This window comes from Desulfosporosinus shakirovi, from assembly GCF_020595055.1.
In the GTDB taxonomy this organism is placed as follows: Bacteria; Bacillota; Desulfitobacteriia; order Desulfitobacteriales; family Desulfitobacteriaceae; genus Desulfosporosinus; species Desulfosporosinus shakirovi.
Window position 1 is genome coordinate 404,121 of sequence record NZ_JAJDOO010000001.1, and the last position, 14,031, is coordinate 418,151.

8 protein-coding genes and 3 pseudogenes are annotated in these 14,031 nt (G+C 42.2%); 8 read left to right on the forward strand and 3 right to left on the reverse strand.

The genetic code is table 11. The features are described 5' to 3' along the window. The first annotated feature begins 58 nt into the window (after positions 1-58). The 7 genes and pseudogenes from LJE72_RS01985 to LJE72_RS02015 all read left to right on the forward strand — a co-directional run bounded on the left by LJE72_RS01985 (position 59) and on the right by LJE72_RS02015 (position 11,535). On the forward strand, positions 59-2,305 hold the full coding sequence (locus LJE72_RS01985) for a molybdopterin-containing oxidoreductase family protein (RefSeq protein WP_229245822.1): 2,247 nt from the start codon (positions 59-61) through the stop codon (positions 2,303-2,305). 381 nt (positions 2,306-2,686) lie between these two features. Then, complete coding sequence (locus LJE72_RS01990; RefSeq protein ID WP_229245824.1) at positions 2,687-3,208, forward strand: RNA polymerase sigma factor; 522 nt, start codon at positions 2,687-2,689, stop codon at positions 3,206-3,208. Further along, the gene (locus LJE72_RS01995) at positions 3,208-4,521 is read left to right on the forward strand and encodes a DUF4179 domain-containing protein (protein WP_229245826.1); all 1,314 of its coding nucleotides are present in this window, start codon (positions 3,208-3,210) and stop codon (positions 4,519-4,521) included. The genes LJE72_RS01990 and LJE72_RS01995 overlap by 1 nt, the downstream gene beginning before the upstream one ends. A 371-nt stretch (positions 4,522-4,892) precedes the next feature. Further along, a complete protein-coding gene (locus tag LJE72_RS02000; protein WP_229245835.1) occupies positions 4,893-6,719 on the forward strand; it encodes a sigma 54-interacting transcriptional regulator in 1,827 nt (608 codons plus the stop codon). Positions 6,720-7,013: 294 nt separating this feature from the next. Continuing rightward, positions 7,014-8,365: pseudogene (locus tag LJE72_RS02005) on the forward strand (acetyl-CoA hydrolase/transferase family protein). Between the two features lie 56 nt (positions 8,366-8,421). Then, entirely contained in the window at positions 8,422-9,651 is a 1,230-nt protein-coding gene (locus tag LJE72_RS02010; protein ID WP_229245836.1) for a thiolase family protein, read from the forward strand. A 48-nt stretch (positions 9,652-9,699) separates the two neighbouring features. Beyond that, complete coding sequence (locus tag LJE72_RS02015) at positions 9,700-11,535, forward strand: acyl-CoA dehydrogenase (protein ID WP_229245838.1); 1,836 nt, start codon at positions 9,700-9,702, stop codon at positions 11,533-11,535. 248 nt (positions 11,536-11,783) lie between these two features. Here LJE72_RS02015 and LJE72_RS02020 read toward each other — a convergent pair whose 3' ends face one another. From LJE72_RS02020 to LJE72_RS02030, 3 genes and pseudogenes are all read right to left on the reverse strand, one after another. After that, a complete protein-coding gene (locus LJE72_RS02020) occupies positions 11,784-11,993 on the reverse strand; it encodes a hypothetical protein (RefSeq protein ID WP_229245846.1) in 210 nt (69 codons plus the stop codon). 36 nt (positions 11,994-12,029) lie between these two features. Further along, positions 12,030-12,560: a hypothetical protein gene (locus LJE72_RS02025; protein WP_229245848.1), complete on the reverse strand. Its 531-nt coding sequence runs from the start codon at positions 12,558-12,560 to the stop codon at positions 12,030-12,032. Between the two features lie 147 nt (positions 12,561-12,707). After that, positions 12,708-13,310 (reverse strand): annotated as a pseudogene (locus tag LJE72_RS02030) (response regulator transcription factor). Positions 13,311-13,342: 32 nt separating this feature from the next. Between LJE72_RS02030 and LJE72_RS02035 the strand changes: the two are divergent. Next, positions 13,343-13,743, forward strand: a pseudogene (locus LJE72_RS02035) (DMT family transporter). The last annotated feature ends 288 nt before the right edge of the window (positions 13,744-14,031 follow it).

A 14,031-nucleotide genomic window follows, 5' to 3' on the forward strand; every position in this document is an offset into this window, starting at 1 on the left:
GATTAGGAAGGAGCGAATAAGAAAGATGAACTAATATGAAGTACGAGGAGGGCTAAACTTGAGCGAGTGGAAAAAGACCAGTTGCGTGCTTTGTGCCCAAAATTGCGGTCTCCAGGCGTTGGTGGAGAACAATCGAATTGTTAAGGTCAAACCTGACAAAGATAATCCCCGCAGCCAGGGATATGCTTGCCGGAAGGGGCTCAATATCACTTATTACCAGCATCACAGTGATCGGCTTACATACCCGTTAAAAAAAGTGGGCAACGATTTTGTACCTATTTCTTGGGAACAGGCACTCACCGAGATCGCAGAAAAACTGCGATCCATCGTAGATGAACATGGGCCACGTTCCTTGGCCTTTATGGGTCTGGGAGGCTTGGGCGGTCATTCGGAAGCAGTTTTCGGACTTCGTCTTTTACGTTCTTTGGGCTCGAAATACTACTATAATGCCTTGGCCGGCGAACTTACCGGTTTATACTGGGGCTATGGTCGAACTATAGGCAGGCAATATAATTTTACGATCTTCGATCACGATCAGACGGATCTCCTCTTAGCCATTGGTTGGAACGGTTGGATGAGCCATCAGATGCCTCAGGCCAGAAGGTACCTTGATAAGATGTCCAAAGACCTAGGAAAAATGTTAGTAGTCATAGATCCCCGTCGTTCAGAGACTGCAAAAAAAGCAGATATTCATCTGGCTTTGCGTCCGGGTACCGATGCCCTCCTAACACGTGCGTTGATCGCCATCATCTTACAGGAAGGGTGGCAAAATCAATCATATATTGACCTGCATGTCAGTCAGTTTGAGCAGATCGATCCGTGGTTTAAGGATTTTGATGCCAGGGAAGCCTGCAGAGTATGTGAACTGGACTATGATCAAGTCAAAGAAGTTGCGCGACTTTTTGCCACACGGAAATCATCCCTTCATGCGGACCTGGGAGTACTTATGGGCAGGCATAGTTCAGTGACGACTTATTTGGAAATTATACTGCTCGCCATCTGTGGGCGACTTTTTGTTCCAGGGGGGAATGTTGTTCCAGGTTGTTTGATGACCATGGGACCACATACGGATGATCGAAATCCCAAGCACTGGAAAACTATGTCGACCGGTTTCCCTACAATTCTAGGCATGCATCCACCTAACGCAATGCCAGAAGAAATTGACAATAACCACCCCGAACGGCTGCGGGCGGTACTTATTTCTTCCAGTAACCCTGTGCGCTCTTTTGCTGACACGACGGCCTATGAACAAGCCTTCTCCAAGCTGGACCTATTGGTTACTATTGATATTGCCATGACTGAAACAGCTAAGATGTCTGATTACGTACTGCCAGATCGCTCGCTTTATGAGAGATGGGATACTACTTACTTCCAGCTCAATTATCCCGAAATATATTGCCAAATGCGTCAGCCCATGGTGAAACCGGAGGGGGAACTCCTCGAAGGGAGTGAGATCTTTACTCGTCTGGCCGATAAACTAGGCTTTATTCCGGCAATCCCAGAATCACTTTATTCTGCTGCTAAAAAATCCCGAATAGAATATGGTCAGGCATTATATGCCTATATGAAATCGGAACCCAAGGTAGCAGAGATAATGCCATTTGTGGTGGCTAAAACTCTAGGCAAAGAAATGGGATCAGTTAACTTAGCCTGGATGTGGGCTCTGCTTCAAAATGTCCCCCAGAGCTTCAAGGAAAATGCAGTTCGGGCTGGCTTTAAACTCGGTCTCACTATGGGTGATGACATCTTTCAAGCAATCCTTGATCATCCGGAAGGTTTATGGATCGGTAAGGTGGACCCAGACAACAACTTTGCCAACCTAAAAACGGAGGATAATCGCATCAACTTATATATACCAGAAGTCGAAGAATGGGTTACGGGCATAACCCCAGAGTATGAAGAAGAACAACTCCAGTCTGAAGGTAAGTACCCCTTTGTTCTTTTGGCAGGACGGCACATGGATGACAATGCCAATACCTTAATGCGGAATCCTGAGTGGAACCGTGGGCGAAGAGCTTGTACCGTGGCTATGAATCCGGAGGATGCCGAGGGGCTGGGCCTAAATGATCAACAAATCGTGAAGGTTACCACTGAAGCAGGGACCGTGAACATTGAACTGGAAACCACCACGGACACTCGCCCAGGAATGGTGATCATTCCCCATGGCTTCGGGTTGGAATTTAACGGTGAGACTTTCGGAGTGGGGGTCAATAGATTGACCAAGAATACCAATCGTGATCGCCTTGCAGGTACGCCTTTACATCGTTATGTACGCTGTCAGGTGGAAGCGGTTATTGATTTTTAAGAACACAATTCAAGATGGCCGATGGTTAGGTAGATGTGCGATCTGGAAAGAATGATCAATCTTATAAATGGCTAAGATAACAATGACATAGGACTTCGGGCAGAGGGTAAGCCCTAATGACAGAGATGGTAAGCGACCCCGATCCCGAATAATTATGAAAGAGTTATCAAAGCAATGCTCCAAATGAAAAATAAATATAAAGACTTTAATGCAAGAGTATGAGGGATAGAATGATAAAGAGCACTCTAATAATGGGTGCTCTTTTCTGCTTTAACTATTTGAATTGCACTACACACCAGTGAATATTTAAAAATTTTCTACCCGTAAAATGAACTTATTAGGTAAGATAGAAATCATAGGTATAGAAGTGAGGTGAAAGCTTTGGGAAATGAGTTTGCCCAGATGATGAAACAAGCAAAAATGGGGGATAAAGAGGTAATTATTGAACTCATCATGAGGCAAAAACAGGATTATTATCGCCTTGCCTATACCTTTATGAAGAACCAAGATGACGCATTAGACGTTATGGAAGATATGATTCTTAAAGTATATGAAAATATTAAGAGGCTTAAAGAGGATAGTGCTTTTTATAGTTGGAGTAAAACAATCCTAGTTAATTGTTGTAAAAATAACTTAAGGAGAAAGAATAGGGTCATATTGATCAGTAATATTCCGGAAGGCTCTCATGAAGATGTCTTTCAAGGAAAGGACGAACAACTGGATATTGAAAAACACTTGGAAAAGCTCAATCAAAAACACCTGGAAGTTCTAAAATTAAGATATTACCTTGATATGGATTATGAATCTATTGCTGCTGTCTTAAGAATTCCGTTAGGAACAGTGAAATCACGAATTCACACTGGGCTTCTAAAATTAAAACAGAGCATGGGAGTGAGTAACTGATGAACAATATAGAAGATATTCTTAAAGCGCAAAAATGCAAAATTGATCAAATTGAAGTCCCCGAAGAATTGGAGGGGCGACTGCGTACTGCCATAAATAAAGACAAACAATTTAGACTAAGGAACAGAGCTAAAGTTTATGTCGCGGCCATGGTTATGATGGTCACTATATTACTATCATTTAATTATGATGTAATTGCTTTTTATAGTAAACAGCTCCTAGGGTATGATCAGGTCATGAATGCTTCTTTGAAAGAATTAAGTGAACTTGGTAAAGGACAACCGGTAGGAAAAAGCTTTATATTTGACAATGGAGTCTCATTAACAGTTGATTACGTAATGTTAGATGAAAACCAACTTTTATTGTTCTATACCGTAAAAGATCCATCAGGGCACGTCGAAGAAAATGACATCTCATCTTTAATGTCCTTAAAAGCCTTTTGGGGAGAATATCACCATCAGAATTCCCAGGGTAATCTTAATGAAGAGAAGACAGAAATAAAATATCTCGCCAGCTTTGAGCCTCCAAATCCTTTTGAAAAAAGCTTAACCTTAAGGTTTTCGCAAATACTGCAGGGAACACAAACGCCTGCTGAGATCAGTTTTACTTTAAACAGGAATACTGCTATGGGACACACACTAAAAGAGAATCTCAATGAGACGATTAAAGTTGATCAGGCCCAAATAAAAATCGAATCTATTCTTGCATCCCCTACAAAAACAGTAATCAATGGTTCTATCCAAAACATTTTTGAATTAGCTATAGGACAACTCAGTGGGGAAAGACTTCGACCAACAGACCTAACGCTAAAGCTTATTGCCAATGGAAAAGAAGTTCCCGTACAAGGGGGTGGGATGAGTACAGACATGAAAGGAATTACTTTTCACAGTGATTATGATCCTTTACCCTTAGAGTTAGAGCAACTCCAAGTAGAATTGGTGAAGTTTGAAGCAGATCACGATGTGAATCAACGGTTTAAGTTGGGGAGAACTAACAATAGCGAGAAGCAGAAGTTAAATATTCTAGGGCAAGCGGTAGAGATAGATCAAATTGAAACATCTCAGGGAGAGACACATATTACAATTAACAGCGAACAAAGCCTTATCTTAAGTCGGGTGTATTTAATGATTGATGGACAGAAAGTCCCTCTAGAAGAAACTATTATGGACAATTATGATAAACTTCAAGATGGTACCATTATTCACACACGAATGCTGCGTTTCTTGGGTGCGGGGAATGAGTTAGAACTGGATGTCCAAAGAATGACTTATTCAAAAAGCTATGATGAAATGCTGGAGATACCGATCAATTGAACAATGGCTCAGATAATAGGTAAGAGCTAGGGCATTCAGACAAATGTTTGGATGTTCTAGCTTCTTGTTTTTAAGATTAAAAAGGGATGGGCTCTAACTATACTGATAAGAACTGGCTTTACCACATCCCACCCAGGCTGAAGGAAGTCTGGGCGAACAGCTTGTTTTATCACAATTGGCCTCAATGAAATGATATAATCAATCTAGGGTCTAATGTTTAATATATTAATTCGATGCTGACAAACTATTTAATGTTTAGCCGTTCCCTGGATGAAAAGGAACTAGAAAACGAGAGCTTCGAAGTATTAATGACTCTTCGAGAATAGTTGCCAGATTTATTTCAATCCAAGGATGGAAAAGGGGGATGTGAGGTGGGTGTTTTCTCGGATATGATCAGTGGGTCTGGGATAGATACAGTGGACTGCATGATTACACTTAATTTCCCAAAGGTTTCTGAAGATAGAAACATTCATGAAGTCTATGAAGAATTTGGCCAATCGTTAGAATGTGTTTATGTCCTAAACAGAGACGGATTATTAGTGGGGCTTCTAGATCAGGCTGCTATGCTAAAGGCCGTAGCTCGTAAGAATATGCAAAAATTAGCAGGGGCGCTTGTATGTAAGGTTCCGATGTGTTTGCCCTCGAGTAGTTCAGTTCAAGAGGCGATCACCCTTTTCTTAAAACTAAAAGTGAAGGAAGTCCCGGTTACTGATGAGACGGGACGGATGATTGGAGTACTTAAGCTTTGGCCGTTGTTTGATTACCAGGCACGAAAGCTGGAGAGTTTAGAACAAGAGCTTAACAAATCCAAAAAGCTAACAGCTACCTTGGAAGCGGTTATAGAAAACCCGTATGAAGGTATGGTTGTCGTCGACGAAAATAGCCATGTAACTATGATTAATAACTTCTATTTAGAGGTCCTTGGGGTAACTAGGGAAGAAGCTCTGGGTCGACATATTTGCGAACTAACTCCACACTCAGAACTTCCAAACATTGTGCGTACGGGTAAGGCCCAATTCGTAGACTACTGGAAAGTTGGAGACCGGGATTTTATGATTATCCGGGCACCCATTAAAAAAGATGGCAAGACAATTGGCGCACTTGGGAAGACCCTCTTTAAGGATATGGGTCTAGCTCATGTCTTCACACGGAAACTGGCCCAATTGGAAGGTGACCTGAAGTTTTATAAAGAAGAGTTGCGCAAAATTCACAGCGCAACTTATACTTTTGAGGATATTATCGGGGACGGATTTAAAATCACAGCAACCATACACTTAGCTCAACGGGCGGCTCGTACAACTTCAACCGTTCTGTTAACGGGGGAGAGTGGAACGGGAAAAGAGTTGTTCGCTCATGCAATTCATAATTATAGTGTGCGGCGCCATGGACCATTTATTAAGGTTAACTGTGCCGCGATTCCGGAACAGCTCTTGGAATCTGAGCTGTTTGGTTATGTTGAAGGGGCCTTCACCGGAGCAAGCAAAGATGGTAAACCGGGTAAGTTTGAACTGGCGAACTATGGTACTATCTTTTTGGACGAGATCGGGGATATGAGTCTGACAATGCAGGCTAAGCTTTTACGTGTCATTCAGGAACGTGAAATTGAAAGGATAGGCGGAACGCAACCTTTCAAAATCGATTTGCGTATTATTACAGCTACTAATCGCAAATTAGAAAAAATGTTGAGGGAAGGGACGTTTCGGGACGACCTTTTCTATCGGTTAAATGTTATGGTTCTTGAGTTACCATGCTTACGGGAAAGGCCTGGGGACATTAGATTACTGGCAAATTACTTGGTGACTAAATTAAACCAAAGATTGGAAACAGATGTGGCGGGCATTTCTCAAGAAGCCATACAAATATTACAAAACTATGCATGGCCAGGCAACGTTCGAGAATTAGAGAGCGTTTTGGAACGAACGATGAACATGGTTGACGAGCCGATTATTTTACCTGAACATTTACCGGCTCGAATACTGCAGGCCAAAATGAGCGTTAATGATACTCAGAGCGGAGAACAAAGCAGATTCGAGGAAGGCAGAAATTTTGCTGAAAAAGAGTTGTTGGTTGATGCTTTGAAGAGTGCCAAGGGCAATAAGGCTCAAGCTGCAAAAATCTTGGGGATTCACAGATCTGTTCTGTATAAGAAACTCACGAAGCATGGGCTTGGTGGTGAAGTTTTGTCTGGGGAGTTGTAATTGAATGATAGTCGGGTTGCTTGATCGAGACAAGGCGTCTTTTTTAGGAGCATATTGTCTCAAATAGGAGACGAGAAAATATTTCAATGCAGCATTATTTTTAAAATGGTTCTAAATAATCTCATTAGATGATTTGCTGAGGGGCAGGGTTTTCCTGGCCTTTTTTGTTGTCATAAAATAATTATTAAAAAGAGTCAGAAATTTGGGTCTATTCTTGCATATTGGATGGATTAAAGGAGGGGCTCTTGGACAAAAGCCATCTAAGAATAAAAAAATAATAAGGGAGGGATCGACTTGGATTACAAAAACGAGTACGAGCGCAAATTTGTCACTGCTGACGAAGCGGTCAAGGTCGTGAAATCAGGTGGTGTTGTTCATTATGGTGAATTCATGATGGCTTCACATGTTTTGGATGCAGCTTTGGCCAAGAGGTGTGATGAATTGGAAGGGGTGAACATTAGAACCGTTACCTGCCCGTTTATACCGCAAAGCGTTGTCAGTGATCCGGAAAGAAAACATTTTGTTTACAATGACTGGCATTTTAGTGGCGCCAGCAGAAAGCTGCATGATAAAAATATGTGCAATTATATTCCCTTGACCTATCACGAAGGTCCCAGTTTTTTTGACCGAAGTTGGGTACCGGTTGACGTAGCTTTGATCAAGGTTACTCCTCCAGATCAACATGGCTATGTAAACTTGGGCACATCGAATTCTATAACACATGCCTTCTGTGATGCTGCTAAAATCGTGATTGCTGAAGTAAACGAGTCAGTACCCCGATGTTTAGGGGGTGCCAGGGAGACCTTACATGTATCCGAAATCGACTATTTTGTTCAGGGTGACAATAGACCTCTTATTCAACTTCCTGAAACCCCAATCTCAGATGTGGATAAGATAATCGCCAAAATTATTCTGGAACAAATCGAAGACGGTGCCTGCTTACAGTTAGGAATTGGGGCTATGCCCAATGCAGTAGGCGCAATGATCGCCCAATCGGACTTAAAAGACCTAGGTGTTCACACAGAAATGATGGTCGATTCATTTGTGGATATGTACGAAGCTGGAAGAATTACGGGTCTGCGCAAACAGCTTGACAAAGGTAAGATGGTCTATACCTTTGCTATGGGAACCAACAAGCTCTATGATTTTTTGAATAACAATCCGGTTTGTGCAAGTTACCCGGTGGATTACACGAATGAACCTGACATAATATGCCGAAATGACAATATGATCTGCATTAACAATGCAATAGAAGTAGATCTTTATGGTCAGGTGGCATCGGAATCATCAGGTACACGACAGATTTCTGGAACCGGCGGACAGTTAGACTATATTTATGGGTCTTATAAATCTAAAGGCGGTAAGGGTTTGATTTGTCTTACTTCGACCTTCGTTGATTCGTTGACAGTGAGGGCAAGATGCAATCCCGCATTAGGCCTACTATAAGTCCAGGGTCTATCGTTACTGTTCCTAGGAGTATTAATTATTATGTAGTTACGGAATACGGTATAGCGATGCTGAAGGGAAAGAGTACCTGGCAAAGAGCCGAAGCCTTAATAGATATTTCTCATCCGGATCTGCGTGATGAACTGATCAAGGAAGCGGATGCCAATAAGATTTGGGTAAAATCCAACAAGATATCCTAAGGTTGTAGATCTTCTGAATTTGGGAGGGCTAATTAATATTAAAGGGGTTTTAAATTATGGTAATGCAACTTAATGAAGTTGTAATGGTTAGCGCTTGCAGAACACCTATTGGTTCTTATGGAGGGTCACTCCAACCAGTGCCTGCCAATGAATTGACCAAGCTTGTTGCTGCTGAGGCTATTAAACGTGTGGGAATTGATCCGAAACAGGTGGATGAAATCGTGGCTGGAATGTGCTTAGGTCATGGTAATGGCTCATGTCCCCCCCGTATTGTGGCTATGGAGATTGGTATGGATCCTAAATCAAGTGCCTGTATGGTCAACCAGAACTGTGCATCTGCAATGAGAGCCGTGGAAATCGCTGCTATGAAACTGCAACTAGGCAAATACGAAATAGCGCTGGTAACTGGCACTGAAAGTATGAGTAATATCCCTTACATCTCTACGACATCCAGATGGGGTGCAAGAATGGGCGACGTCAAACTTCAGGACGCCATGCTTGCAGATGGACTGGTATGCCAACTAGCCGGTTCCCATATGGGAGGAACTGCTGAAAATATTGCTGAACAGTATGGAATTACTAGAGAAGAATGTGATGAGCTAGCTCTTCTTAGCCATCAGAGGGCAATAAGGGCTATTGACGAAGGTCGTTTTGTCAGAGAGATTGTTCCTGTTCCAGTCAAAAAGGGGAAGAAAGAATACGTGTTCAAGCAGGACGAACATTCTATTCGAGGTGCAAGCTTCGAAAGTATGGCCAAGCTGAAACCTGCATTTAAAAAAGACGGTGTTGTAACTGCTGGCAACGCTTCTGGTCTAAATGACGCAGCGGCGGCTGTCGTTTTGATGACTAAGAAAAAGGCTGAGGAACTGGGAATCAAACCTCTAATGAAACTTATAAATATCTGTGATGAAGGGGTAGAAGCTAGTGTTATGGGCTTAGGTCCCGCTGTTGCTATACCCAAATGTTTGAAAGAAGCTGGAATAAAGTATGAAGACGTTGATTACTGGGAAATCAACGAAGCCTTTGCAGCCCAAGTGATTGGTGTTGGCAAGAAGATAAAAGATGAAGCAGGCATCACTTTCAACATAGGTACGTTCGAGCAGGATGGCAACATTAACACGAATGGTTCTGGAATTGGATTAGGACATCCGGTTGGGGCTACCGGACTGCGCATCATTGTAAGCCTTTATTATGAACTGGAGAGACTTGGGAAAACAGTTGGCGGCGCTTCCCTTTGCGTAGGTGGCGGAGCAGCTATGGCTTCTCTGTGGACTCGAGAGATATAGATGTTGTAAGAAATTGGTGATAAAATTTAGGCTGGAGGGAATGTAAACATGGCGTCTAATTTTGCAGTTAATAACATTAGAGATTTCGAATTTATTATCCAAGAATGGCTTCCAACTGAGGGGGTTTTTAACTACCCCCAGTTTGCAGATTATTATTCCAAGGATGATATTAAATCAGTCTTAGATCCTGTTTTAAAAATATGCAAGGCAGTAATTGAGCCGACTAATGGGGAAAACGAGACTCATCCAGCTACCTTTGCTGACGGTAAGGTAACTACCCCGCCTAGCTTAGGACCTCTTTTCCACAAGTTGCAGGAAGAGGGCTGGGGTACCAGCAATATAGATAATTCACCCGATGCCATGGTATTACCGGAAATGTTGAATGCCGCCGTTTGGGAGCTGATTTGTGCAGCTAATCCCACCTTTATGCCCTATGTTCTGCTGACCAGTGGGGCAGCCGGCCTAATTCAAAGCTTTGGCGATGATAAATTAAAAGCCAACTTCCTTCCTAATATGATGAATGGAACCTGGGCTGGAACTATGTGTCTGACTGAGCCCGGAGCAGGGTCTGATGTAGGGGATATTCTTTCTAAAGCCTATCCTACCGACGATCCGCGGATCTTTATGATCAAAGGCAATAAGATCTTTATAACTGGTGGAAACAATGATTTTACGGAAAATATCATTCACCTCTACTTAGCTCGTATAGAAGGTGCTAAACCCGGTACCAGCGGTATTTCTCTGTTCGTAGTTCCAAAGTTATGGGTCAATGAAGATGGCAGTTTGGAAGACAATGATTTTGTAAACACCGGGATAGAGCATAAAATGGGCCAGCATGGTTCGGTTACGGCCGCTTTGTCTGCTGGGGAAAACGATAATTGTCGAGGCTGGCTGCTGGGTAAAGACCCACGTGAAAACGAAGGCAAGGGCGAAGGTATGGCTCAGATGTTCCAAATGATGAACATGGCCCGCATGGAAACAGGTCATATGGCGCTGTCCTGTATTATCAACGCCTTTGCGAATGCCCGAGATAATGCTAAAGAAAGAGTTCAGGGCCGCTTGCTGACAAATCCCAAAGCTGGACGGGTATCCATTATCAACCATGAGGATATTAAGCGAACTCTGATGATGGGCAAAGCTCATATTGAAGCCATGAGGGCCATGATGTACAGGGTTTATCTGGCTTTCGACCAGAGGCATCGCGATCCTGATCCGGCTGTGAGGCAAGCCGCCAACGACCTAATTGATATAGCCACCCCGCTTTGCAAGGCCTATCCTTCTGATGAAGGATGGTGGCTCATTGGCGAAGCAATCCAATCCTATGGCGGGTATGGCTACTGTGAAGAGTATCCCCTATCCCAAATTGCCCGCGACATGAAGATTTACTCCATTTGGGAAGGAACCAATTATATCCAGTCCATGGATCTGATTGGCCGTAAGATGAAAATGAAGGGCGGCGTTGTCTTTGGGGCTTGGGTACAGGAAATGGTCGATTTCTATGAAGCTAATAAAGGCAATGAAGCTTTAAGCAAGGAATTTTCTAACCTGGGCAAGGCACTTGATGCTTATCAAGCTATGCTTAAGACCTTGAACGTATACACCAAAACCAATATGAGCATGATTCCTCTCTATTCCCGACGAATCCTTACCGCCAGTTCCCAGCTCTTTTGTGGCCGGCAGATTCTTGATCAAGCTGTATTGGCGGATAAGAAAGCTAAAGAAGTGGAAGTAGAGCATTTTGATTATAAGTTCTACATCGGCAAAGTAGCCGCCGCCAAGTACTACCTGCGCAATGTTGTTCCCAATGTATGGGCAGTCGCGGAGATAGTCATTGATGGTGATGCTTCAGCTCTTGATGTTCCGGTAGATGTTTTCGAATACTAGAAGACAAGAGAGCAAATTAAAACAGGGAGTGTCGCGAATTTTTGAAATAGTAAGCGATGCTCCCCTTTGCTTTGTACGGAAAAATAATTTAGTAATTGGATTATAACTTACAAAACTAAAAATAGTGGTTTGCGTTTTGCAACGTTCCTTTTTTGTGGAACAATTTCAAGAGTCATCTGCCCCGGTGCAATAGATAAAGGTGGGACGTGTTGTTTAAAAGTTCTTTAAACAATACGTCCCACCTTACATTATCCTACTGCATTTTCTGTTATTGGTTTAAGATCTAAACTTCCATCATATCCGTTAGGAAAGAAAATATAGACTGCTACTTCCTTGTTTTCACCTGTTAAGAGAACTGCACATGCAGAGCCGTTGGATAACTCACTAACAACCATGACGCCAGTTTCGGGGGTCGCATAAATCACTTTACTGCTGGTTATGGAGACCTCTTCCGGCATTAATCTGGCGATATCTTCTTCAGCCTTATTTTTCCACTAGGGATATTCTAGATTTTTACTGTTATTTACTAAATAAGAAAGGTTGAAGGAACTTGCATCAAGCATGGATCCGTTCACAGAGTCCACACTGGCACTATACCTTTGTGTAGTATTGTTTTCGTTGGGTGCGTGGAATATTACTGTCCAGTTGTCTGAGTTTGGCATTGGGTTTTTCGAAAAGCTTGCATGAGCAGTGTAACTTGTAAAGTCAACATTATAGGCCTTCTTAAGTATGTCTGCGGCGTAAGCAGCAGCTTGTTCAGCAGAAATATCCTTAGCGCCTGGAATAGAGTTGGAAATTATGCCCTTGTATTTTTCCTCGATCTGCTCAGGTGTGATATCTTCTGTCAGGCTTAACTTGTCTCTAATTAGTTTATCTCGCTCGGGTGACCCCTTAGATAGGTCGATTACTGAGTACTCCGCATTAACTCCAGTTTCTAAAGAAAAATTGTTAGTAGTCTCTTGAGCATTAGTCGCAATGACATATGCTGAAGAACTTTCTGGAGTCCATAGTTTCCAAAACACCATTCATGATAAAGTGATATTCCCCTAATGTTCGGTCCGAATCCCGCTTCATATTGAGAGAGAAGCTATAGTTAGACGTGAGGTAGAGGCAGGTGTTGATGGATATTATGAAAACTATTAAGATTCCAATAAAAGCTTTTTGCCAAAATTTCATGGGTTCACCTCAAGGCGACAACCTATTTTATAGACTGTTTTTATTCTGTTTTCCCAGTTGAGTTTTTTGCGCAGCTTTTGAATATGTACATCGACGGTTCTTGTCTCTCCAAAATAATCGTACTCCCAGCCAATTTAAGCAGTTTTTCACGGGACAAAGCAATGTTTATATTATTAATGAGTATCTCCAGTAATTCATATTCCCGAAGGGTAAGTTCGATTTCACTGTCGTTCACTGTAACCACTCTGCTTTCCAGATTTACTACAGTACTGTCAAGAGAAAAAATCTTTGAAGACCGGTTTGTACGGCGAAGCACGGCTTCAATCCTTGCCAACAGCTCAATTGTTTCAAAAGGTTTAACGATATAGTCGTCAGCACCTAGATTAAGTCCTTTTTACTTTATCGGACAGATTGCCCATAGCTGTGAGGAAAATTACAGGGATGTTTTCGGGAACATGCTTCATCAGAGTAAAACCATCCTGGCCAGGAAGCATTATATCCAAGATAATCAGTGAATAAGTATTATGCTTTAAGTATTCGAGTGCCTCATTGCCTTCATATGCTTGTTCGCTGGTATGACCGACCAACTCAAGATTCATGGCAATGAGATCGTTTATAGACCCAAGGGGTTATGTGGGGAATGCTCTCCGGACTTACCTATGCAGTTTTATCAATGCTCAACAGAAAATTTGTCAAAGACTATTCAAGCCTTGACATTGCTTTCTATGAACAAGTCACGTCTACAATTATTTTAATCCCTTTTTTGTCATACAACTCCCGGTTTTTAGCCCAAAAGAGATTTTATTACTCCTTCTTTTGGGGGTAGTGTTTACTGGGATTTCTCAGTCACTCCTTATTAATGGATTAAAGACCATTAAGACACAAACAGCAGGCATTATTTCCTGCCTTGAACCGGTCTATGGCATTATTTTCGCTACGTTGATATTGAGAGAAATACCAACGATCCGAGAAATCTTAGGAGGCCTCATTATTTTAAGTGCAGTTTTTTACTCGACCAGTAAAGCGAACTAATTCTTTATAGCATAATAGTTTATTGGTAAATTGACCCAATCCCGACAAGTTATGAAGATAATGAAACAACAGAATGGATTTAACAGTCCATTCTGCTTTATTTTACACAGTCAGAAGTATAAACTTGTCGTTATTACTTTCCAAGCATAGGTGCAATAGCGGCAGCCTGTGCCGGGGGCTTCTCCGTAAGTTATACGTGCGAAGACAGTGTCTTCGGGCGTCAGCCAAGTTTTCTTTAAACTTTTAGGAGAACGACATTATTTTGTCACAAAATCAAGGTGCTATTTT

Bases quoted from the DNA above. Each gene is read 5' to 3' on its own strand.
- LJE72_RS01995 (WP_229245826.1), top strand. From the start codon at position 3,208: ATGAACAATATAGAAGATATTCTTAAAGCGCAAAAATGCAAAATTGAT.
- LJE72_RS02025 (WP_229245848.1), bottom strand. From the start codon at position 12,560: ATGGTGTTTTGGAAACTATGGACTCCAGAAAGTTCTTCAGCATATGTC.
- LJE72_RS02010 (WP_229245836.1), top strand. From the start codon at position 8,422: ATGGTAATGCAACTTAATGAAGTTGTAATGGTTAGCGCTTGCAGAACA.
- LJE72_RS02020 (WP_229245846.1), bottom strand. From the start codon at position 11,993: ATGCCGGAAGAGGTCTCCATAACCAGCAGTAAAGTGATTTATGCGACC.
- LJE72_RS02015 (WP_229245838.1), top strand. From the start codon at position 9,700: ATGGCGTCTAATTTTGCAGTTAATAACATTAGAGATTTCGAATTTATT.